The organism is Streptomyces sp. DH12 (genome assembly GCF_020873895.1).
Classification (GTDB): domain Bacteria; phylum Actinomycetota; class Actinomycetes; order Streptomycetales; family Streptomycetaceae; genus Streptomyces.
Map to the genome: position 1 here is coordinate 34,803 of NZ_JAHWGT010000037.1, position 20,547 is coordinate 55,349.

Consider the following 20,547-nt stretch of genomic DNA (forward strand, 5'->3'; position numbering starts at 1 on the left):
TCGACCTGAAGGACCTTTCTGGCAGACTCATGGCCCATGACTGACAGGACTTTGACCACGATGCCAGGCCGTTCGGCGGAACGCCGGGCCGCGTGGCAGCGGCTGCGGTCCCCGCGGCACCCTCGCATCTGGTTCGAGATCCTGCTCATCGCGGTCAGTTACGGCGTGTACTCGCTCATTCGCAACGCGGTACCGGAGCAGAAGGCGCAGGCCCTGCGCAACGCCGACTGGATCTGGCGCGCCGAGCACAGCCTGGGGCTGGCCTTCGAGAAGACGGTCAACCACGCGGCGGACTCGGTCGGCTGGCTCATCGTGTCGATGAACTACTACTACGCCACGCTCCACTTCGTCGTCACCGTCGGCGTGCTGGTCTGGCTCTACCGCCGGCACCCCGGCCGGTACGCGGCGATCCGCATGGTGCTGTTCTCCACCACCGCCGTGGCACTGCTCGGTTACTACCTGTACCCGCTCGCGCCGCCGCGGCTGATGGAGGGCGAGAACTTCATCGACACGGTGCTCGTCCACCAGACCTGGGGTTCGATGGCCTCGGGTGACCTGAAGCACATGTCGAACCAGTACGCGGCGATGCCGTCGATGCACATCGGCTGGTCGCTCTGGTGCGGGCTGGCGGTCTTCGCCCTCGCCAAGGCGCCCTGGGCGCGGATCCTGGGCCTGCTGTACCCGACGGCCACGCTCGTCGTGATCGTGGCGACCGCCAACCACTTCTGGCTGGACGCCGTCGGCGGCCTGCTGTGCGTCGGCTTCGGCCTGGCCGTGGTCTCGCTCTGGTACGGGGCGCTGCCGCACCGGCTGCCCCGGTACGCCGCTCCCCGCCGCGGGCGCGGCGCCGGCGCACCCGACCCGGCCGCCGGCGTACCGGGCCCCGCCGTGGGCGCGCCCGTCGCGGCCGCGTCCGAGGCCGCCGTGGGCCTGCCCGACCCCGTCGCGGGCATCCCCGCCGCGGGTGTCCCCGTCGCGGCCGCGTCCGAGGCCGCCGTGGCGCCCGCCGGTCCGGCCGCCGCGGAGGCGGGCCCGGCTCCGGCCGTCGGCGCGGGTCACGCCCCGTAGAACAGCTCCTCCACCACGGCCCGGGCCCGGCGCGTCGTGCGCCGGTAGTCGTCGACCATCTCGCCGGCGTGCCCCGGGCCGTATCCGAGGTAGCGGGCGACGGCCGCCAGCTCCCGCGCGTCCGAGGGGAAGGTGTCGCCGGCCCGGCCGCGCACCAGCATCACGCCGTTGCGTACGCGGGTCGCCAGCACCCACGCCTCCTCCAGCACCGCCGCGTACCGCTCGCTGATCAGCCCGGCCTCGCGGGCCGTGGCGAGCGCGGGGCGCGTGCGGGTCGTCCGCAGGCCGGGGACCTCGTGGGCGTGCCGCATCTGGAGCAGCTGGACCGTCCACTCGACATCGGAGAGCCCGCCCCGGCCCAGCTTGGTGTGGAGGGTGGGGTCGGCGCCGCGGGGCATCCGCTCGTTCTCCATCCGCGCCTTCAGCCGGCGGATCTCCCGCACCGCCGCCTCGTCCAGGCCCTTCGCCGGGTGGCGCAGCGGGTCGACCAGCGCGAGGAAGCGGCGCCCGAGGTCGGGGTCGCCGGCCATCGGCTCCGCCCGCAGCAGCGCCTGGCTCTCCCACCCCAGCGACCAGCGCCGGTAGTACGCCTCGTAGGACTTCAGGGTGCGCACCAGCGGGCCGCTGCGGCCCTCGGGCCGCAGGTCCGCGTCGACGACGAGCGGCGGGTCGGCGGTGGGCAGCTGCAGCAGCCGGCGCATCTCGGCGACGACCCGGTTGGCGGCGCGGGCCGCCTCCTGCTCGTCGACGCCCTCGCGCGGCTCGTGCACGAACAGCACGTCGGCGTCGGAGCCGTAGTTCATCTCGTGGCCGCCGAACCGGCCCATGCCGATCACCGCGAAGCGGGTCGGCAGCTCCTCGCCCCACTCGGCGCGCACGACGGCCCGCAGAGCGCCCGCGACGGTCACGGCGGTGAGGTCGGCGAGGGCCTGCCCGACCCGGTCGACCAGCGCGCCCGCGTCCGCGTCGGCCGGGACCTCCTCGGTGCCGTACGAGGCGACGATGTCGGCGGCGGCGGTACGGAACAGCTCCCTGCGGCGCACCCCGCGCGCGGCCGCGACGGCCTGCTCGGCGCCGTCCGCCCGGCCGACCGCCGCGAGGACCTCCGGCTCCAGATGGCCCCGGCCGCGCGGCCGCAGCCCCTCGGGGGCGCCGAGGATCGCCACCGCCTCCGGGGCGCGCAGCAGCAGGTCCGGGGCGAGCCGGCCGGCGGACAGCACACGGGCCAGGTTCTCCGCCGCCGCGCCCTCGTCCCGCAGCAGCCGCAGGTACCAGGGGGTCTTGCCGAGCGCGTCCGACACCTTGCGGAAGCCGAGGAGCCCCGCGTCGGGGTCGGCCGAGTCGGCGAACCAGCCGAGGAGGACGGGCAGCAGCGTGCGCTGGATGGCGGCCTTGCGCGTCACGCCGGACGACAGGGCCTCCAGGTGGCGCAGGGCGGCCGCCGGGTCGGCGTACCCGAGCGCCTCCAGGCGTTCGCCCGCCGCCTCGGGGCGCAGCCGGATCTCCCCCGGGGCGAGCTGCGCGACGGCGTCCAGCAGCGGCCGGTAGAACAGCTTCTCGTGCAGGCGGCGCACGACGGACGCGTGCCGGCGCCACTCGCGGTTCAGCTCCGCGATCGGGTCGGTGCGCAGGCCCAGCGAACGCCCCAGCCGGCGCAGGTCCGCGTCGCCCTCCGGCACCAGGTGCGTGCGGCGCAGCCGGTACAGCTGGATGCGGTGCTCCATGGTGCGCAGGAAGCGGTACGCGTCGTCGAGCTGCGCGGCGTCCACCCGCCCGACGTACCCGCCGGCGGCGAGCGCCGCGAGCGCGTCGAGGGTCTTGCCGCTGCGGAGCGTGGCGTCGCTGCGGCCGTGGACGAGTTGGAGGAGCTGCACGGCGAACTCGACGTCGCGCAGGCCGCCCGGCCCGAGCTTCAGCTCGCGGTCGATCTGGGCCGGCGGGATGTTGTCCACCACGCGGCGGCGCATCTTCTGCACGTCGGCGACGAAGTTCTCCCGCTCGGCGGCCTGCCACACCATCGGTGACAGCGCCTCCAGGTAGGCGGCGCCCAGCTCCGCGTCACCGGCGACCGGGCGGGCCTTGAGCAGCGCCTGGAACTCCCACGTCTTCGCCCACCGCTGGTAGTAGGCGACGTGGCTGGAGAGCGTCCGCACGAGGGGGCCGTTGCGGCCCTCGGGGCGGAGGTTGGCGTCGACGGGCCAGATGGCGCCCTCGACGGTGGTCTCCGAGCAGATCCGCATGAGGTGGGAGGCGAGGCGCGTGGCCGCCTGGAGCGCCTCCTGCTCGTCGCCGCCGTCGACGGCCTCCCCCACGAAGATCACGTCCACGTCGGAGACGTAGTTCAGCTCGTGGCCGCCGCACTTGCCCATCGCGATGACGGCGAGGCGGCACCGCGCGGCGTCCTCGGGCGCCGCCCGCCGTGCGATGGCCAGCGCCGCGCGGAGGGTCGCCGTCGCCAGGTCGGCCAGCTCGGCGGCGGTCTCGCCGACGTCCGTGGTGCCGCACACGTCCCGTGCCGCTATGCCCAGCAGGCTGCGCCGGTAGGCGACGCGCAGCGCCACCGGGTCGGCGGCGTCCGCGAGGTCCCGCTCGAACTCGGCGACGCCCGGGTGGAGGTCGGCCGGCTCGTACGTGACCAGGGCCCGCCAGTCCAGGGGGTGGCGCGCCAGGTGGTCCCCGAGCGCCTCGGAGGCGCCGAGCACCCCGAGCAGCCGGTCCCGCAGCGGCTTCGCGGCGACCAGCGTCGACAGCAGCTCCTGCGCTCCGCCCGGCTGCGCCTCGGCGAGCCGGACCAGCCCGCGCAGGGCCAGGTCGGGGTCGGCGGTCGCGCCGAGGGCGTCCAGGAGGACCGGGTCGGAGCGGACCGGGGCCAGGGCCGGCACGTCGAGCAGCCGCTCGGCGGCGGACGCGTCGATGAAGCCGTGCCGCAGCAGCCGCGTGAAGGTACTGCTCCTACGCCCCGGCGCCGTCGTCATGTCGGCCACTCCCTCCGCTCGTACCGCGCTCCGGTCGAGCCTATCGGCCCATGTCACGCGCGCTACGCGAACGCCCGCACGCCCGCACGCCCGGCGGCCGCGGGGCGGGAGGGCGCCGGCGGGAGGAGGCCGGCGGGGGGGCCGCCGGGAGGGGGTGAGGCAGCGCACACCGACCGGGGCGAACCACTTGCCCGCATTCCCCCTCTTCTCCCCCGGTTCCCTCCCCGACCTCCCGAAAGGTGCCGGCGTGTCGCGTCCTGTCCGTCCCCTGTCCCGCCGGGCCGCCCTGGCCGCCGGCTCCCTGGCCGTCCTGGCCGGGGTCGCCTCCGGGGCGCTGCTGCTGGCGGGCGGCGCCTCGACCGCGTCGGACGTCCCGAGCCGGGGCGTGCCGGAGGCGCTGGCGGTCAAGCCGGTCCGGACGGACGGCGGCGCGGTGATGCAGATCGTGTCCCACCCCGACGACGACCTGTTCTTCATGAACCCCGACACCGGCCGCACCATCGCCGCCGGCCGCAGCCTCACCTCCGTGTACCTGACCGCCGGCGAGTCCGACGGCCGCAACGCCCGCCGCCAGGACCCGCAGCCGCCCGCCGACAAGGCGGCGTACGCGGAGGCCCGGCAGAACGGCATCCGCGCGGCCTACGCGGAGATGGCCACCGGCAACCGCACCAGCCCGTGGACCCGCACCGCGATCACCACGGCGGGCGGGGCCCGCGCCGAGCTGGACACGCTGCGCGCGCGGCCGGGCGTCAGCCTGGTGTGGGTGCAGCTGCGGGAGGCCGGCAGCGTCACGGGCGACCGCCCGCACAGCCTGCGCGGCCTGTGGGAGGGGCGCGTGGCGGAGCTGGGGTCGCAGCTCGCGGCCGGCTCGCCGGTGCGGGAGGGCTTCGCCTACACGAAGGACGAGGTCGTCGCGGTGGTGGCGGGGCTGCTGGAGCGGTTCCGGCCGACGTTCGTGCGGACCCTGGACCCGACGCCGGGCGTCCGCGCCGGGGACGGCGCGCTCTCCGACCACCAGGACCACATGTACGGCGCGCGGTTCGCGCAGGCCGCGCTGGAGCGGTACGCGCGCACCCCGGGGCACCCGGCGACCGGCGTGCAGACGTACCTGGGGTACGCGACGGGCGGCCTGCCGCACAGCCTCGACCCGGCGACGGCCCGGGAGAAGCTGCGGACGCTGGAGACGTACGCCTGGCTCGACCTGGAGGACCACTGCGGTGACCCGGCCGGGTGCGGCGACCGCAAGGTGGCGGCCCGGCCGGCGGGGCACGACTGGGCGCAGTCGATCCGCTACACGCGCGGCGAGTCGACGTCCTGGCTGCGGCGCGGCGGTGACGGCACCCTGTACGCGTTCGGCGTGCTGGACGGGCGGCTGGCGGTGTGGCACAAGCCCGTCGGCGCCGCCTGGACGGGGCCCCGGCTGCTGCCGGGCGGCGGGCTCGACGGGTCGGTGACGTCGGTGGCGCTGCCCGACGGCCGCGTCGCCGCCTTCGGCACGCGCACCCGCCTCGACCCGTACGGCCGGGAGGTCGGGTACGTCGTCCAGACCGCGCCGGGCGGGCCGTTCGGGCCCTGGCGGTCGCTGGGCACGCCCGAGCCGGACGACGCGGCGGGCACGTCCGACATCAGCCGCCCGGCGGTCCTCGTGGACCGTACCGGCGCCCTGTCGGTGTTCGTGCGGGACGCGCGGCACCGGCTGACCGTGGCCTCCGGTACGGCGGGCGGCGGTTGGTCGGGGTGGGCGGCCGCCGGCGGGAGCGGGGTGCACGGCGACCCGGTGGCGACGGCGGACGCGGCCGGCCGCGGGTACGTCTTCGCCGCCACGGCCGACTCGGTGCTCGCCTGGACGCGGGGCGCGGCGGGCGGGCCGCCCGCCGGTCCGGTGGCGACGGGGCTGCCGGCGACGACGGTCGCGCTGGGCGCCGCGCCGGACGGCGACGGCGTGGGGCTGTGGTTCCGCAGGCCCGACTCCGGCGACGTGCGCGTGGCCCGCTTCGCGGCGGGCTCCGGCCGGCCGTCGGCCGTCCGGGACGTACCGGGCTCGGGCGGGTACGGGGCGGTCAGCGCCGAGGGCGGACGGCTCGCCGCCCGCGCCCGCGCGGGCCACCTTGCCACCGCCCCCGCCCACCCGGGCGGGGCGGCGTGGAGCACGGCGGGCCCGCTCTTCGCGGGCGCCCCGGCGGGGGCGGCCGACGGGGTGGCGGTCGTCGGACTCGACGGCCGCCTGCGGTGGACGCCCGCGGGCGGGCCCACCAGAATCGGTCCATGAACTGGACTCTGGAAGTGGTCAACCTGCCCGTGTCCGACCTGGACCGGGCCAAGGAGTTCTACGCCGACCGGTGCGGCTTCCACGTCGACGTCGACACGGAGGTCGCGCCGGGGGTGCGGGTCATCCAGCTGACCCCGCCGGGCTCGCGCTGCTCGATCGCCCTCCAGAGCGGCATGCCCCCGGCCCCGGACCAGCACCACCCGGCCCCGGGCACGGTGCACGGCCTGCAGCTGTGCGTGGTCGACATCGAGGCGGCCCGCGAGGAACTGGCCTCCCGGGGCGTCGAGGTCGGCCCGATCCGCCACCTGGGCCCGGGCGGCTGGGCGGAGGGCAAGGGCGGCACGTGGAACGCGTGGGCGTTCTTCCGCGACCCGGACGGCAACGGCTGGGCCGTCCAGGAGGTCCCCTCGGAACTCACCGACCGCTAGCCGCCGGAGCCCGCCCGGTACGCGCCGCGCCGCACGGGGGCGCGTACCGGCCCGGTCACAACACCGGCAGGTTCTTGCGGAGTTCGAATGCGGTGACCTCGCTGCGGTACTCCTCCCACTCCTGCTTCTTGTTGCGGAGGAATTGGTTACCCGCCGATCGGGCCTGCGACCTTCCCGCTCCACTAGCCTGCGATCAGCGGCGGAAAGGTGGTCTCTGGCCGTTGTCGGTCGTCCTCGGCTGCCCGCGGACGGCCCACAGACGGCCCGACCAGGGCTCGCCCTCGCACACCAGCGGCATCAGCATGCACAGCCGCAAGTGCTGCCCTGGCGGTCTCGCTAGAGTCCCCCGCTCGAAGCAGCCGCCCCCACGGGGCGAGTACGTCCCATTATGGGACTGGGCAAGGGGTCCACCTACTGCCGGCACGGATCGCCCGCATCCCTCAGACGTAACTCGCGTTCATCTCTCTGGGTATGACCCATGAATGTCAGACGCTTCCGGCAGAGTAGGGCCGGTGGCAGGGTGTTATTTGGGTCATGTTGACCGATAAGAAGCGGCACGCTGTCGCACACGTGTGCGACACTGCCACCGGGTTGCCGCCTCCGTACCACTATCGATCGGGAGCGTGACAGCGATGCGACAGCTGGAGCGCCGAAGCTCGAACAGGCCGCGCGCAGGAGCCCTCACCCACCCTCCTAGCCGTCGCGATGGGTTGAGATACGCTTGCCGTAGCGTGAGCGTAGGGGGCCATGTGGGGGAGCCAGGAACCTGGCAGCAGGAGCAGATCAGCCTGGCCTACCTGTCTGCCGTGGCGACACGTGCCGGCGCGACGTCGGCCCAATGGAACGTCGACAAAGACGGCGTAGATGCGACGCTGAAGCGCGACCACATCCAGGTCGAATTTCAAATGAAGTGCTCATTTTCCCCCACGCTCCTTGCGGATGGCGAGACTTACGCCTTTGACCTGGATATCCGTACGTACGATCTTCTGCGGCACCCTAACCGGTCAGCAGCGGGATTCCTGGGGCTCGTTGTAGTTCCGAAGGATCTGGACGACTGGCTCGTGCATGACGAGGAATCGCTCATGATGCACTGCACTGGCTACTACGCGAGGATCCAGAATCTTCCTGCGGTCTCCACGGAAAGCACCACCCGGATCCATCTACCGAAAAAGCAAAGGCTTGACTCGGCGGGTCTAGATAGCATTTTCGCTTATGCCTTTGGCCGCCTTTTTGGTAATCCGTCAGAGAGGGGGGTGTAGTGAACGTGGTCGACATTGGCTTTGCAGAAATCGAATCTTTCCTTCGTGGCTCGGGATGGCGACGCTCCCTCTCTGGCCCATTTGCTGAAATTTGGCATCCAGAGCATGACGAGCAGAGCACTGTATTTGTGCCCAAAGCTCCAGACTCTCCAGATTTCTCAACAGCGCTGAAGATCCTCACGCGAGAAGTCGCTCGCCTTGAGAATCGATCGGAGTCGGACGTTGAGCTTGAGATTTCTCGACAGTTCGTTGATGTAACAGATTTGCGTGCCGAAGATGCCGATATCGCGGACGGAACTATCCCGCTTTTGGCTGGCATCGGACTGTTCAATTCTGCGCACCGCATGATGGTCTCTGCGGCTGCCGCCACGTTGCACCGACAGGGTTACTACGGGAACTCCATGCCCAGGGCCGCCCACAAGCACGCCCGGAGGATGCGACTGGGGCAAACGCGGCCTGGGTCGTACATCGTTCCAGTAATCAGTAGCGCAAGGTTTGGCGCACTGGTCTCTGATGAGTTCGGGGAACCACGGCTTGAAGCCGCGGCGGATGATTCCTACTTCGAACGAAGGATGTTGACTACGCTCTCCCGAGCACTTGAGACGCTTTCGGAGTTGACCGTCCGTGGGAGAATTCCAAGCAAGCTAGATGTTCTTGATGCCGTGGACGAGGGCGTCTCCAGTGAACTTTGCGGCGCCGTTCTAGACGTAATCGGAAAGGGTGGCGTTGAAGTGTTTGACGTCACCTTCAATTGGGCTCCAAGCTCACCCGCTCCCAGCGCTTTGCTAGGCAAGATCACGTTTCCAGGCGAGACGGCGGAACTGATCGAGCGAATCGAAGGCGAACTGAAAGAAGCTGATGCGCCAGCAGAACGTGTCCTGTACGGAGTGATTAGACGGCTCTCGCTCAAGAAAAACGACACGACTGGGCATGTTGCTCTAGAAACGGTGATAGAGGGAAAGCCTAGGATCGTGAGTTTCGAGCTCCCACTTGATGTATATCGCCGTGCGGCTCGCTATCATGGCGAGCGTCGACCTGTCGTGGTACGTGGAATTCTCGATGCGACCCCTGGTAGGCGAGCGACTATGCAGGTAAACGCTTTTGACGCAGACCGCTCGGTGGCTTCGTTTGACGATGTAAGCCTCCCAGAAATTAACTAATCGGGTGGTGCAGATTGCCGTGCACTGATACAACGCCCTAGCTCCCATCCCCTCTGCCGTCGGACCCACACGAATGTGGAGCCGGCACGGCGCCGGGCGTCCAGGTGGAGCGCGCCACTGTACGAACGACCTGGACGCGACGCCCGGTGCCGTGTCTGCTCGGCTCCGCCCGGATCGACGGCAGGCGGGATGGGCGCCCCCACCGCTACACCCCACCAGCCGGCACCCGCGTACGGTCCCCTCCCATCCCGGAGAAGCGCCCCCGCCGGAGGCATCACCCTGAGCCGCACTCGCGTACCGCCTCGGCCACCTCGTGGGTTCGTCTCTCATCAACCCGAGCCGCAGGCGTGCGGCCAGCCGCCGGGTGGGAGCGGGGCGTAGACAGGAGCGCAGGCCCGGGCGACGGCGGGCCGCGCTTTGCGCGGCGGGTGCCTTGATGGAGTAGGGAAAGTTCCGCTGTCCTCGGCTGCGACGGTTTTCAAGAACGCTCCGTCAACGGTTGCCGACGGTCACCTGACCTGCGGGTATGACCGGCACGGGCCACGGCACGGCGGTCCCTGGCCCACACATGGCCCACAAGCCGCTGCATGTGGCACTGTCGGCAGTCCAGCAACCCGCGCTCGAACCCACTGCCACACTGGCCGGAGACAATGGAGGCAACCCGCTGATCAGCAGAAGGAGAGCGCGTGTCGCAGCCGAGCCCTCGGGGGACCTTCCTGAAGATTGCCGACGCGGTGAAGGAGCAGATCAACGCCGATATGGAGAGGGTTGAGCTGCCCACGCTCGCGGAACTGATGGCTGTGCACGGCGTCTCGCGGGGCGTCGCGCTCCGGGCCTTCCGGGCCCTCCAGCAAGAGGGACTCGCCGAGCCCGTTCCTGGGGGCCGCTGGCGCGTCGTCCGCGACGGCGAGCAACGCGACCGTCGCCCGTTGGCCGAGCGCCTGGCGGACGTCTTCCGTACGGACGGCTTGAAGGTGGGGGACGCGTTCCCCAGCACGTCGGCGTTGGCGGACCGGTTCGATGTCTCCCGGCCGACCATCGCCAAGGCCTTGGACAAGCTGGCGGCCGAGGGGTTGCTCTCGGAGAGCCGACAGGGCAAGCAGCGGACCGTACTGACCATGCCGGGCCGAGAGGAGCGTTCCTGACATGACTGCCACATCGTTGACCGAGTGGGCTTACCCGCTCGCGAAGTCGCTTCTTGCCGAGCCGCTCCCGCGTCGGTGGGCGCACTCGCAGGGCGTGGCTGAGCGGGCGCGGATCATCGCGCCCATTCTCGGTGACGACGCCGAGCTGCTGGAGGCGGCGGCGGTACTGCACGACATCGGGTATTCCCCGGAGCTGGTCAAGACCGGGTTCCACCCGCTGGACGGCGCTCGCCATCTGCGCGATGTCGCCAAGGCCGATGAGCGGGTCGTCCGGCTCGTCGCGCACCACTCGTGTGCGTGGATGGAGGCCGAAACGCGCGGGCTGCGGGAGGAGCTGGAGGGCGAGTTCCCCAGGGACCTCCCCCACCTGGACGACGCCCTGTGCTTCTGCGACATGAACACCACGCCGGATGGGACACCCACGAACCCGGTTGACCGCATCAACGAGATCGCGGGGCGGTACGGCGCGGACAGCCTGATCGGGACATTCATCCGCCGCGCCGAACCGGAGATCCTCGCCTGCACCGCACGCGTCCTCGAACGCGTCGCCGCAGTGAAGCGTCAGCCGATGTAGGGCGCCGTGCGCGTCCGGTCCAGTGCATGCTCGATCCGGAGCCGCATGGTGGGGTGGATGTCGAGTTCGGCCAGGTCCGCCGGGGTGACCCAGCGGACCTGCGTCGTCTCGTTGCTCGTCCGCACCTCACCGCCGACGGGCCGGGCCCGGAAGCAGATGGAGAACTGCTGCCGCGCCTCGCCGTCGTCGTACAGCATCACGTGTCCGGGGTCGGTGTAGATCCCGGACATGTCGATGACCTCGGCCTTGATGCCGGTCTCCTCCCAGACCTCCCGGACCACGGTGTCGCTGATCGACTCGCCAACGTCGTGGCCGCCGCCGGGCAGAGCCCACCTGCCGTTGTCGGACCGCTGGATCATCAGCACCCGGCCCTCTTCGTCCTGGACGAACGCCACAACGGACGGCACCACGGAGTTGGCCGGCGGGGCGTCCAGGTCGTGCAGGTAGTCGATGCGTCCCATGCTCAGCCTCCGATGATGTCCTGCGCTGTTACCTGGCGCGCGCCTCCCCAGGTCTGCTCGATGCTATTCGCGTACGTGTCGAAGAGCCCACCTCCCGGAAGTCTGCGCAGATGAAGGACGGGTGCCATGTAGGCGCCGATGCCGTAGACGTGGGTGTTCACCAGCATCTCGTCGTCAGACCGGTAGAGGGAGTTGTAGAGCGTCGCGTCATGCAGCCTGAAGCCGATGTCGGGGTGGCTCTTGAAGAGCGGCTGGTAGTTGACCAGCGCGTTTCGGATCTTCCCGTCCATAATGCGGTGGCCCTCGTCAATTCCGCGCTGCCTCACGGCCGGGCAGTCCGGATCTCCAAGCAGGATGCGAACTCGGATGCGCGCTTCTGACTTGGCCCTCAGGATGCCAAGGAAGGCCGGGTCTTCGGAGAGCCACAGGCCCGCGTACACGAGTACATCGAGCTGCCTCTCCGCCCGCGCGTACATCTCGCGCCAGAGCCCGGCAGGCACCATGTGCCGGTGCGGATAGACGGTGACGATCTCGGCTTTGCTGAGGTCGGTTGCCGTCTCCACCGCCCGTGAGTCGTCCCAGAGCGTCGTCACATCGACTTTCAGGAACGCGGCCGTGGCGTACTGGTGGCGGCGGTACGGCACCTTGCCCTGCGTGATCCAGCGCTCCACCGTCTTCGGGTTGACCTGGATCGCTTCTGCCAGTTCCAGAGCTGTGGCACCTCGGGCAAGCAGGGCTGAGCGCAAACGCTCGTTGGACATCTCCACCCCCCATGGGACGTCTTGGGACCTCTTGAAGGTAGCCAGATGCTCTGGAGCTGTCCACGAACGGGGTGCACAAGGCCCCTGGCCTGGGGCGATTCTGAGTGTGCGCCAGGGACTTCCTGGCGCAGAACCAAGACCTTTCGTTGCTGCGCTTGACGACGAGCAATGCAGTACCTGTAATAGAGGTACCGCTCGACGCGGGGTCCTTCGGGGCCAGCGTCGATCGGTGGGAGTTGCCCATGCGGCTGTTCCCGTCGCCCGGAGGGCCCCCGCGATCGGGATCAGCTCGAAGGAAGCGTCCGGTGCTTGAGAACTGAACAGTGGACCGAGGATTCACCGCCTGTCCTCAGCGCAAGAAGGCGGTCGGCGCGGCATAGGCCCGCGCGCTCAACCTCTCCGCAGCGGTTTGCCGCTGCGGCCGGTTGCCTCCCCCGCCCGTCCGGGCCCCTTTCGCGGGGGTGCCGTACGGGCGGGGCCGAGGGGAGCCGGAACGGGCCGGACCCGAAACCGAGGGGAGAACCTCGTGCCGAAGTACCGCTTCACCGCCGACGAACTCGCCGACACCCTGACCCCTGGGGAGAGCACGAGCGCGAGCGGCACGCTGAGCGCATCCTCGCCGCAGGCCGCCAAGAAGGCGGTCGAGCGCAGCTTGCGCAGCAGGGGATACGAGCCGATCGGCAACATCACGATCACCCAGAAGTAGGCATACCTGCCTGCCCCACCTACACCCGATGAACGGCGCGAGCCCCCGGAGGTGCAACTCCGGGGGCTCTGTTCGGGCCGTTTCACCTGCTAGGGAGACCACGACCCATGGACCACATCGTCACTGTTCAGGACGCTGTTACCGCGTTCGCTCCGTGGATGGAGCCGACCGCCGCTGAGCTGGACGCGATCGAGGAGGAACTGCCGCTGATCCTGGCGGAGGTCGACCTGCTCGACGCGCACATCATGACCCTGGACCGCTTCGTGACGGAGCTGGACGCCCAGCGCATCCGACGGGCCCGCCGCCGGGTACTGGCGGCCCGCCGGGACCTGACCAACCGCGCCGGCATCGCGCTGACGGGTGGTGCCGCATGAGCCACCGGGCCCGACTGAGCAACACCTGCCAGGGCGAGTGGGAGCTGTACGTCGTCACCGACGGGACCCACTCCAAGACCTGGCCCACGCATGACTTCCACCGCACCGCCCCGATCCCGACGCTCGGCGAGCGCATCGAGGCGCTCGCGGTGCTCGGCTTCGAGCCGGTCAAGGGGGCCGAGTGGGAGTGGGACGAGCTGCCCTACGCCACCACCGAGTGGGCCCGCCTGTTCGGCACGCTCACCGTCCGCCCCGCCAAGAGCGGTGGCGCGTCGTGAGCGCGACGGGCAGGGAGCTGACCCGCGCCCAGACGATCGTGTTGGGTGCGGCGTTCGTGCCGATGGTCGCCACGGGTGTGGCGGGCGGGTACGGCACCTACAGCAACATCACGGCCGCTTACGGGCAGGGCACGGCGGTGGGTGCGGTCGCGGCCGGCGAGGGCGCGACCGCGGTACTGGCGCTGCTGCTGCTCGGGCTGACGATGCTGGGCCAGTCCTCGCCGCTCGCGATCCGGGTCGGCCTGTGGGCCCTGCCCGCCGCCGCCTCCGTGATGGCCGCCACCGCCGCCACGACACCGGGCGAGGTCATCATCTACGCCCTGACCCCCATGGGCATGACCGCGGCCGCCGAGGGGGCCGCGTTCCTCGCGCGGCGGATCGTCGTCCACCGCGACGGGCGGGATGCCGAAGCCGAGCACCGCGCCGCCGCGGTGGTCCAGGCGCTGGCCTACCACCGGGCGCGGGCCGCCCACCACCCGGATGAGGAGGTCCGCGCCAAGTCGGAGCTGAAGACTTGGAAGCTCGCCCGGAAGGTCGGCACCGGCGACGGCGCGCTTGGGGCTCGGCTGTTGGATGTGCAGCGCCGACGGGTCACCGACGGCGCCGACGCCGCCCTGGCAGCCATGTTCGGCACGCCGCCGATCGACCCCGAACCGGTCGCCCCGGTGGTGGAGCTGGAAGTAGACCGATCCACCACGGGGGTCCCCGCCGAGAATGCGGATGAATCGGAACAGAGTATCGCGAAACGGTCTACCTCTGACCTGCCTGTACCGGCCCTGGAGCCGGTGCCGGTACTGCCCGACCCGATCGAGGCAGAGACGCCCGCCCCGCACGCCTCGGCGGAGCCGACCGGTCGGGCTGTGACCCGGGCGGTGGCCGCCGAAGTACCGCCCCGCCGTCGGGCGACCGGTCGAGTACCGGCCGCCGCGAAGTCGACCCAGCCCCGCCGCACGAGGGACGAGTTGCTGGCTGAGGCACGGCAGCTTACCGAGGGGTGGGCGGTTGAGGACTTGACCGCCGACCGGATTCGCCGCGCGGTGCGCACGTCACCGGAAAAGGGCCGGTGGCTGCGCGAGACCCTGCGCGCCGAACGCGGTAGGGCCCTCGCGTGAGCGCCGTCCCCGTCTACCGATGGCGTCTCGCCCCCGACGGGCTCGCCACCCGCCGGCAACTCCGCTCGCGGGGGCTTCGGCCCGGCGGTCAGCCGGTCGCCGCGCAACTCGAACGCCCGCGCCGCCGACGCGGCCCGCTGGTCGCCTACCTCTACCGACTCGACCTTGCCAAACCGGTCCGGCCGATGACGCCGGGCCGGGCCGCCGCGCTCCAGCGCGCCATGGCCGCGCGGCGCACCTGCCCGAGCTGCCGACGTGATGCCGGGTACTGCATCCCGCCGTCACTCGGCATGTGCGTGCCCTGCGCCTACCCCAACCAGCGGTACGAGGAGTGACCCCATGGGTTTGTTCCGCCGCAGCAGTAGCGAGACGCCCGCCACCGACGACGCCCGCACCCGTCGGCTTTTGGACCGGGCTGACGACGCCTTCGAGTGTGAGCCGACGACCGGCCTGGACGCCGACTTCCAGTCGGTCGTCATGGAGGGCCTGATGACCGACAAGGCCGCCGAAACCTACCCGCCCACCGGCCACGGCTACCCGCGCCGCTGAAACCCCGGCCAGGAGGACCATCCATGGCAAACCTGCCCGAACCCGCCCGGGTGATACAGCTCCCCGACGGCACCTACACCTACGTCCACCCCGCCGACCTCCCGACGCCCACGGCGGCGCCGGGGCCGGTGGTGCAGCACATCCACCACGCCCCGCCCGACCACACCATCCAGCGCCTGGCGCTCGGCACCGGTGTCGGCGCCGGGGCGGTGGCGGCCGGGGTCTACTTCGGCCCGCTGCTGGTCGGCGTGCTCACCGCCATCGCCGCCAACCTGGCCATCCTCGCGCTGCTCGCCGCGGTGTGTGCCTGGGGCGTCGTCACGGTCGTCAAGGCCGTCGGCAGCCGCCCGGGGAGGGACTGACATGCCGTTCAACGCCGGCGACAAGGTCCGGATCGTGGCCTGTGAGGACGACCCGCGCACGGTCGGCCGGACGGGCCGGATCGTGGACGAGGTCCCGCCCGGCCCCCTCACGGGCGGCCGGTGGACCGTCAACGGGATCAGTTGGCTCATCGCCCCCGTCCTGTGTCACACGCACGAACTGCGGCCCGCCTGACGGCTGCCCCTCGCCGCCCGTCCACCCCCGGCGGGCGGCGGGAGGGAGCCGGGACAGACCCGGCCCAGACAAGGGGCCCCGCATGAACCGCAAGGAACACCTCGCCGCCCTCGCCGTCGCCGCCAGCAAGGACATGGTCCGCATCGGCACCGAGCACGGCATCGAGTCGGGCGCCGCCCGACAGGCCGCCCAGCTCGCCGACCGCGCACTGACCGCCGCCGAGAACGCCGGGTGCACCCGGGCCGACTACGACCGCGCCCGCCGCACTCGCTGACCATGCCCCGGGGCGGCCGTCACCCGGCCAAGGAACGTCGGCCGCCCCGGGCCCCCTCATCCGCCTGTTCAGCAGACAGGAGACCCCCAGCATGACGGACACCACCAGTCCGCCGACACACCTGCGGCCCGTGCCCACCCCGGCCGCCGACACCCCCGACCCCGACGAGACCCCGACCGGACCGCCGCCGGTCGACAACCCCACCCTGCCCAAGCCCGGCGTGGTGAGCGAGAAGCGCAAACCGGTGCTGGCCGGGTGGCTGACCAACCGCCGCGACTTCACCGCCACCGCCCGCCACACGGCCGCCAACATCGGCTACGCCGCCCTCTACCACGGCGTCCGCATCCCCGTGTACGCCGGACGGCTGTCCGTGATGGCGCCGCGCGGTGCGTGCCGGTTCGTCGCCTCCACCCACCGCTGGGTGTGGGACCGCGAAGCGGCCCCGCTGCGGGCGCACGCGGTGGTCCGGCAGGACGTGGAGGAGTACATGCGGCTGGCCAAGCTCCGCGCCGGACGCGTCCGCCTGCGCGGCCTGGTGTCCCTGGTCGCGGCCGTGTTCGGGGTCGGCTTCGCCCTGTGGCTGTATGTGCTGGCGCCTGCCTACCTGTACGCGTTCGCCGCGGGAGGGGTGCTGCTGCTCGGGTTCGCGGGGCAGCAGCCCGACGCGCCGGTGGTCGGCCCGGCGGTCCTCAAGACCGAAGTCCAGAAGCTCACCGGGTCGATTGTGCTGCGCGGCCTGGACTCGATCGGAAACGCGAAGGTCTCCGCCGCCATCAAGAAGGGCGGCGACATGAACGGGCTGCGGTTCGTCTCGGAGATCGTGCGCGACGGGCCCGGCTACCGCGCCGACCTGGACCTCCCCTACGGCGTGACGCCGGAGGACATCATGGAGGCCCGCAAGCCGCTCGCCTCCGGTCTGCGCCGCAAGGTCGGCTGCGTGTGGCCCTCCCCCGACCCCACCGAGCACGAGGGACGGTTGGTGCTCTGGGTGGGGGACAAGCCGATGAACGAGACCACGAAACCGGCGTGGCCGCTGCTGAAGTCGGGCACGGTCGACCTGTTCAAGCCGGTCGTGTTCGGCAACGACCAGCGCATGCGCGACGTGAGCGTGACGCTCATGTTCGCCTCCGTCGTCGTCGGGTCCATCCCCCGCATGGGCAAGACCTTCCTCATGCGTCTGCTGCTGCTCATCGCCGCCCTCGACCCGCGCGCGGAGATCCACGCCTTCGACTTCAAGGGCACCGGCGACTTCGGCGCCCTGGAGCCCGTCTGCCACCGCTACCGCGCCGGGGAAGAAGACAACGACATCGGATACGTGCTGGACGCGCTGCGGGAGCTGAAGGAGGAGTTGCGGCGCCGCGCGAAGGTCATCAAGGGACTGCCGGCAAGCCGCTGCCCGGAGTCGAAGGTCACCCCCGAGCTGGCCAGTGACAAGAGCTTGGGGTTGCATCCGATCGTGGTCGGGTTCGATGAGTGCCAGGTGCCCTTCGAGCACTCCGAGCACGGCGGGGAGATCGAAGCGATCTGCACTGACCTGGTCAAGCGCGGTCCCGCGCTCGGCATCGTCGCGCTCTTCGGCACCCAGCGCCCCGACGCCAAGTCTCTGCCGACCGGGATCAGCGCGAACGCCGTTTTGCGGTTCTGCCTGAAGGTCATGGGTCAGCCCGCCAACGACATGGTGCTGGGCACGTCGATGTACAAGTCGGGGTACCGGGCGACGATGTTCTCCCGCTCCGATCGCGGCATCTGCTGGATGGCCGGCGAGGGCGACGACCCCCGCATCGTCGCCTCCGCGTTCGTCGACGCCCTCGCCGCACAGCAGGTCGTGGCCCGAGCCCGCCAGGTGCGCGAGGAGTACGGCAACGTCACCGGCCACGCCATCGGCAAGGGCCCCGAGAAGACCAACGGGTCGGACATCCTCGCCGACGTCCTCGATGTGATCGCGGACGGCGAGAAGGCCGTGTGGTGCGAGCGGATCGCCGCCCGCCTCACCGCCGCACACCCCCAGACGTATGCGGGGTGGCAGGGCGAGAACGTCACCGCCGCACTCAAGCCCTGGGCCATCAAGCCGGGCCAGGTGTGGGGGCAGACCGACGACGGCGAGGGCGCGAACCGGCGCGGCATCAAGCGCGCCGACGTGGCCGCCGCCATCACGCGCCGTAACGCCGATCGGGCCGCCGCCTGACCCGAGCAACGCTGCTAGACCTAGCACCCGCGCCCGCTAGGTCTAGCAGCCCCACTAGCGCCCCACAGGGCCGCTGACCAGCGAACTAGCGACTAGCGGCCCACCTGCGCAAACCCACGAAACTCGCCCTGTGAAGGGATGTGAGCCCCGGTGGCTCTCGCTAGCCTCACGATCCTGTTGATCCTCGCCGGTTACGCACTGTTGTGCTCGGCCGCGCCGTTCGGCACGTGCCGCAAGTGCCGCGGCTTCGGCTTCGCCACCCACACCGACCGCAAGGGCCGCCCCCAGCGCGGGAAGCGCTGCCGCCGCTGCAAGGGCCACGGCAAGCGCCTGCGCACCGGCCGCCGCCTGTTCACCACCGCCCGCGTCACCCATCGCACCGGCACCCGCTGACCCCCGGGCACAAGGCGGCCGACGGCGCCCGTCATGAGACGTACCCCGCTCCTTGCAGGAGCTAGGCGGACGCAGCCGTCGGCCATCCCCCGAGCTTGTCAGCACCCAAGGTGCCCGCAGCCTATCCAGCCACCCCGACCAGCCGTCAAAGGAGTTCCCACCATGGTCGTGACCGTCTCCCTGGTCGCGCTCTTCGGCCTCGCCCTGTTCTTCCTCCTGCGCTCCAACAGCCTGAGCTACGGCTCGGCGTTCACCGCCGCCGGGTTCGGCTTCTTCCTCGCCTCCACCGGCGCCGCTGGCCCCATCAACCAGCTCACCACCGCCATCGTCCAGGCCCTCCCGAACCTGTAGGCCCTGGACCACACACCGACAAGCACGGAGGGCGGCCCCCGTCTCGCCAAAGTCCGGGGCCGCCCTCATCCACCAACTCAACAGTGGAGGACATCCAGCATGACCCATCCGACCCTCGTCCGGCGAGACGGCCACCGGCCGCGTTTGCTAGACCTGTACGCGTGCGCCGGCGGCGCCGCCATGGGCTATCACCGCGCCGGATTCGACGTCACCGGCGTGGACATCGCCCCCCGCCCGAACTACCCCTTCCGGCTCGTTCAGGGCAACGCCCTGGACGTGCTGGCCGCGCTCATCGGCTCGGGGGAGATCGAGCGGTACGCGTTCGTCCACTCCTCCCCGCCGTGCCAGGCGAAGTGCAACCTCTCCGTGGGCACCAACGCCTCCCGCGGTTGGGGTGGCACCCACGTCGACCTCGTGGCCCCGACGCGGGTGCTGCTGGAGGCGTCCGGTCTGCCCTACGTCATCGAGCAGCCCAACGGCCAGGCGGAGATCCGCCGGGACGTGTGGCTGTGCGGGGAGATGTTCTCCCTCGACGTCCTGCGTCACCGCAACTTCGAACTCGGCGGCTGGACCACCGCCCAGCCGGCGCACCCCAAGCACAGGGGCCGGGTGCGCGGGTGGCGGCACGGGGAGTACCACGACGGCCCCTACGTCGCCCCGTACGGCAACGGCGGCGGCAAGCCGAGCGTCCGCGAGCTTCAGAGTGCGATGGGCATCACGTGGACCGATGTGCGCGAGGAGCTGACCGAGGCGATCCCCCCGGCCTACACCCAGTGGATCGGCTCCGCCTTCCTCGCCACCCGGACGCCGGCGGTGGCGGCATGAGCGCGATGTCCTCTCCCCTGCACACGGCCGTGAGCCTTGCGGCGTCCGGCGTGCCGGTCCTGCCCCTGCGGGCGGGGAAGGTCCCGTTCGGCAACTGCCGCACCTGCGCCGACAACGCCTGCGGCGGGCGCCCGAACATGAAGCGCCCCGGCCCCTGCGCCTGCCCGCGGGTGTGCCACGCCTGGGCCGCCGCCACCGCCGACCGCGCCATCCTCACCTCCCCCGCCTGGGGCGCCGTGTGGCGGCGGGCGGTGGCGGTCGCCTACCACCCCGGCGGCGCCGGTGTGACCGTGGTCGACCTGGACGACCCGGCGGCCATCGCCTGGGCCCGTGAGCACCTGCCCGCCACCCGGACCGTGCCGACGACGCGCGGGGAACACTGGATCTACCGGGGCGTGATGCCCTCCGCCAACGGCGTCCGGCCCGGCGTCGACATCAAGTCCGCCATGTCCTACGCCCGCTACCTCGGCCCCGGCACCGGCACCACGACCGCCCTGCCGGCGGCCGTACGCACGCTGGTCGAGAAGGCGCCCCCCGCGGTCCGGTCGGCCCCGCGGCCCGTCGCCGTGCCCGTGTCGGTCGGGGGCGGGGAGTGCCGCCACCGCACGCCCGTCTACCTGGAGCGGGGCATCGCCATGGCGGAGCAGCGCATCACCGCGGCCCACAGCGCGATCCACGCGACCGTGTACCGGACGTTCCTGGCGGTGCTCTCCGCCCACGGGGGGTGTGGCTGCCTCACCGACGCGCACGTCGGGCGGCTGTTCGCCGCTGCACAGGCCAAGGGCGAGAGCCTGCGGCACTGCACGGACGCGTGGACGAACGCCCGCACGGCCTTGGGGATGTGA

Annotated in this window: 24 protein-coding genes; 21 read left to right on the top strand and 3 right to left on the bottom strand. The window is 71.5% G+C overall.

Translation table 11 applies throughout. The annotated features are described in order from the left end of the window. Nucleotides 1-60: 60 nt before the first annotated feature. Nucleotides 61-1,068, top strand: a complete 1,008-nt coding sequence (locus LPA54_RS27155; protein ID WP_228982425.1) for a phosphatase PAP2 family protein — start codon at nt 61-63, stop codon at nt 1,066-1,068. Here the strand turns inward: LPA54_RS27155 and LPA54_RS27160 are convergent. Next, entirely contained in the window at nt 1,056-4,043 is a 2,988-nt protein-coding gene (locus LPA54_RS27160; protein ID WP_228982427.1) for a bifunctional [glutamine synthetase] adenylyltransferase/[glutamine synthetase]-adenylyl-L-tyrosine phosphorylase, read from the bottom strand. The genes LPA54_RS27155 and LPA54_RS27160 overlap by 13 nt on opposite strands. Before the next feature lie 247 nt (nt 4,044-4,290). Here LPA54_RS27160 and LPA54_RS27165 point away from each other — a divergent pair, with 247 nt between their 5' ends. From LPA54_RS27165 to LPA54_RS27190, 6 genes are all read left to right on the top strand, one after another. Then, nucleotides 4,291-6,312: a PIG-L family deacetylase gene (locus LPA54_RS27165; RefSeq protein ID WP_228982430.1), complete on the top strand. Its 2,022-nt coding sequence runs from the start codon at nt 4,291-4,293 to the stop codon at nt 6,310-6,312. Continuing rightward, nucleotides 6,309-6,740, top strand: a complete 432-nt coding sequence (locus LPA54_RS27170) for a VOC family protein (protein ID WP_228982432.1) — start codon at nt 6,309-6,311, stop codon at nt 6,738-6,740. The genes LPA54_RS27165 and LPA54_RS27170 overlap by 4 nt, the downstream gene beginning before the upstream one ends. A 731-nt stretch (nt 6,741-7,471) precedes the next feature. Next, nucleotides 7,472-7,999: a DUF4365 domain-containing protein gene (locus tag LPA54_RS27175; protein WP_228982437.1), complete on the top strand. Its 528-nt coding sequence runs from the start codon at nt 7,472-7,474 to the stop codon at nt 7,997-7,999. After that, nucleotides 7,999-9,159, top strand: coding sequence for a hypothetical protein (locus LPA54_RS27180; protein ID WP_228982439.1), 1,161 nt, complete (start codon nt 7,999-8,001; stop codon nt 9,157-9,159). Before LPA54_RS27175 ends, LPA54_RS27180 begins: the two co-directional genes overlap by 1 nt. A 686-nt stretch (nt 9,160-9,845) precedes the next feature. Continuing rightward, nucleotides 9,846-10,304: a GntR family transcriptional regulator gene (locus tag LPA54_RS27185; RefSeq protein ID WP_228982441.1), complete on the top strand. Its 459-nt coding sequence runs from the start codon at nt 9,846-9,848 to the stop codon at nt 10,302-10,304. 1 nt (nt 10,305) lies between these two features. Further along, on the top strand, nt 10,306-10,878 hold the full coding sequence (locus LPA54_RS27190; protein ID WP_228982444.1) for an HD domain-containing protein: 573 nt from the start codon (nt 10,306-10,308) through the stop codon (nt 10,876-10,878). Here LPA54_RS27190 and LPA54_RS27195 read toward each other — a convergent pair. Together LPA54_RS27195 and LPA54_RS27200 are read right to left on the bottom strand one after the other, a co-directional pair. Further along, nucleotides 10,866-11,339, bottom strand: a complete 474-nt coding sequence (locus tag LPA54_RS27195) for an NUDIX domain-containing protein (protein WP_228982447.1) — start codon at nt 11,337-11,339, stop codon at nt 10,866-10,868. The genes LPA54_RS27190 and LPA54_RS27195 overlap by 13 nt on opposite strands. A gap of 2 nt (nt 11,340-11,341) precedes the next feature. After that, a complete protein-coding gene (locus tag LPA54_RS27200) occupies nt 11,342-12,100 on the bottom strand; it encodes an XRE family transcriptional regulator (protein ID WP_228982448.1) in 759 nt (252 codons plus the stop codon). Between the two features lie 526 nt (nt 12,101-12,626). Here LPA54_RS27200 and LPA54_RS27205 point away from each other — a divergent pair. The 14 genes from LPA54_RS27205 to LPA54_RS27270 all read left to right on the top strand — a co-directional run bounded on the left by LPA54_RS27205 (nt 12,627) and on the right by LPA54_RS27270 (nt 20,547). Next, nucleotides 12,627-12,806, top strand: coding sequence for a hypothetical protein (locus LPA54_RS27205; protein WP_228982450.1), 180 nt, complete (start codon nt 12,627-12,629; stop codon nt 12,804-12,806). Nucleotides 12,807-12,913: 107 nt separating this feature from the next. Then, the gene (locus LPA54_RS27210; protein WP_228982452.1) at nt 12,914-13,180 is read left to right on the top strand and encodes a DUF6284 family protein; all 267 of its coding nucleotides are present in this window, start codon (nt 12,914-12,916) and stop codon (nt 13,178-13,180) included. Then, nucleotides 13,177-13,458, top strand: a complete 282-nt coding sequence (locus LPA54_RS27215) for a DUF6303 family protein (RefSeq protein WP_228982453.1) — start codon at nt 13,177-13,179, stop codon at nt 13,456-13,458. Before LPA54_RS27210 ends, LPA54_RS27215 begins: the two co-directional genes overlap by 4 nt. Continuing rightward, on the top strand, nt 13,455-14,570 hold the full coding sequence (locus tag LPA54_RS27220; protein ID WP_228982454.1) for a conjugal transfer protein: 1,116 nt from the start codon (nt 13,455-13,457) through the stop codon (nt 14,568-14,570). The genes LPA54_RS27215 and LPA54_RS27220 overlap by 4 nt, the downstream gene beginning before the upstream one ends. Continuing rightward, the gene (locus LPA54_RS27225; protein ID WP_228982457.1) at nt 14,567-14,905 is read left to right on the top strand and encodes an RRQRL motif-containing zinc-binding protein; all 339 of its coding nucleotides are present in this window, start codon (nt 14,567-14,569) and stop codon (nt 14,903-14,905) included. The genes LPA54_RS27220 and LPA54_RS27225 overlap by 4 nt, the downstream gene beginning before the upstream one ends. A gap of 4 nt (nt 14,906-14,909) precedes the next feature. Next, nucleotides 14,910-15,119, top strand: a complete 210-nt coding sequence (locus LPA54_RS27230) for a hypothetical protein (protein ID WP_228982459.1) — start codon at nt 14,910-14,912, stop codon at nt 15,117-15,119. Between the two features lie 23 nt (nt 15,120-15,142). Then, nucleotides 15,143-15,481 (top strand): DUF6251 family protein, encoded by a 339-nt coding sequence (locus LPA54_RS27235; protein WP_228982461.1) that lies wholly within the window; start codon nt 15,143-15,145, stop codon nt 15,479-15,481. A 1-nt stretch (nt 15,482) separates the two neighbouring features. Continuing rightward, nucleotides 15,483-15,674 (top strand): hypothetical protein, encoded by a 192-nt coding sequence (locus tag LPA54_RS27240; RefSeq protein WP_228982463.1) that lies wholly within the window; start codon nt 15,483-15,485, stop codon nt 15,672-15,674. 82 nt (nt 15,675-15,756) lie between these two features. After that, nucleotides 15,757-15,948 carry a hypothetical protein gene (locus tag LPA54_RS27245; RefSeq protein ID WP_228982464.1) on the top strand — a complete coding sequence of 64 codons (192 nt, stop codon included), beginning with the start codon at nt 15,757-15,759 and terminating at the stop codon, nt 15,946-15,948. A gap of 91 nt (nt 15,949-16,039) precedes the next feature. Next, nucleotides 16,040-18,133 carry a cell division protein FtsK gene (locus LPA54_RS27250; RefSeq protein ID WP_228982466.1) on the top strand — a complete coding sequence of 698 codons (2,094 nt, stop codon included), beginning with the start codon at nt 16,040-16,042 and terminating at the stop codon, nt 18,131-18,133. A 150-nt stretch (nt 18,134-18,283) separates the two neighbouring features. Next, on the top strand, nt 18,284-18,526 hold the full coding sequence (locus LPA54_RS27255; RefSeq protein WP_228982468.1) for a hypothetical protein: 243 nt from the start codon (nt 18,284-18,286) through the stop codon (nt 18,524-18,526). Between the two features lie 162 nt (nt 18,527-18,688). Further along, complete coding sequence (locus tag LPA54_RS27260) at nt 18,689-18,877, top strand: hypothetical protein (RefSeq protein WP_228982469.1); 189 nt, start codon at nt 18,689-18,691, stop codon at nt 18,875-18,877. Between the two features lie 99 nt (nt 18,878-18,976). After that, entirely contained in the window at nt 18,977-19,702 is a 726-nt protein-coding gene (locus tag LPA54_RS27265; protein ID WP_228982472.1) for a DNA methylase, read from the top strand. Further along, nucleotides 19,699-20,547, top strand: coding sequence for a bifunctional DNA primase/polymerase (locus LPA54_RS27270; protein WP_228982475.1), 849 nt, complete (start codon nt 19,699-19,701; stop codon nt 20,545-20,547). The genes LPA54_RS27265 and LPA54_RS27270 overlap by 4 nt, the downstream gene beginning before the upstream one ends.

Coding starts and splice junctions, on each gene's coding strand:
- LPA54_RS27240 (WP_228982463.1), top strand. CDS start 15,483: ATGCCGTTCAACGCCGGCGACAAGGTCCGGATCGTGGCCTGTGAGGAC.
- LPA54_RS27155 (WP_228982425.1), top strand. CDS start 61: ATGCCAGGCCGTTCGGCGGAACGCCGGGCCGCGTGGCAGCGGCTGCGG.
- LPA54_RS27270 (WP_228982475.1), top strand. CDS start 19,699: ATGAGCGCGATGTCCTCTCCCCTGCACACGGCCGTGAGCCTTGCGGCG.
- LPA54_RS27210 (WP_228982452.1), top strand. CDS start 12,914: ATGGACCACATCGTCACTGTTCAGGACGCTGTTACCGCGTTCGCTCCG.
- LPA54_RS27245 (WP_228982464.1), top strand. CDS start 15,757: ATGAACCGCAAGGAACACCTCGCCGCCCTCGCCGTCGCCGCCAGCAAG.
- LPA54_RS27195 (WP_228982447.1), bottom strand. CDS start 11,339: ATGGGACGCATCGACTACCTGCACGACCTGGACGCCCCGCCGGCCAAC.
- LPA54_RS27235 (WP_228982461.1), top strand. CDS start 15,143: ATGGCAAACCTGCCCGAACCCGCCCGGGTGATACAGCTCCCCGACGGC.
- LPA54_RS27190 (WP_228982444.1), top strand. CDS start 10,306: ATGACTGCCACATCGTTGACCGAGTGGGCTTACCCGCTCGCGAAGTCG.
- LPA54_RS27160 (WP_228982427.1), bottom strand. CDS start 4,043: ATGACGACGGCGCCGGGGCGTAGGAGCAGTACCTTCACGCGGCTGCTG.
- LPA54_RS27260 (WP_228982469.1), top strand. CDS start 18,689: ATGGTCGTGACCGTCTCCCTGGTCGCGCTCTTCGGCCTCGCCCTGTTC.
- LPA54_RS27250 (WP_228982466.1), top strand. CDS start 16,040: ATGACGGACACCACCAGTCCGCCGACACACCTGCGGCCCGTGCCCACC.
- LPA54_RS27265 (WP_228982472.1), top strand. CDS start 18,977: ATGACCCATCCGACCCTCGTCCGGCGAGACGGCCACCGGCCGCGTTTG.
- LPA54_RS27215 (WP_228982453.1), top strand. CDS start 13,177: ATGAGCCACCGGGCCCGACTGAGCAACACCTGCCAGGGCGAGTGGGAG.
- LPA54_RS27230 (WP_228982459.1), top strand. CDS start 14,910: ATGGGTTTGTTCCGCCGCAGCAGTAGCGAGACGCCCGCCACCGACGAC.
- LPA54_RS27170 (WP_228982432.1), top strand. CDS start 6,309: ATGAACTGGACTCTGGAAGTGGTCAACCTGCCCGTGTCCGACCTGGAC.
- LPA54_RS27200 (WP_228982448.1), bottom strand. CDS start 12,100: ATGTCCAACGAGCGTTTGCGCTCAGCCCTGCTTGCCCGAGGTGCCACA.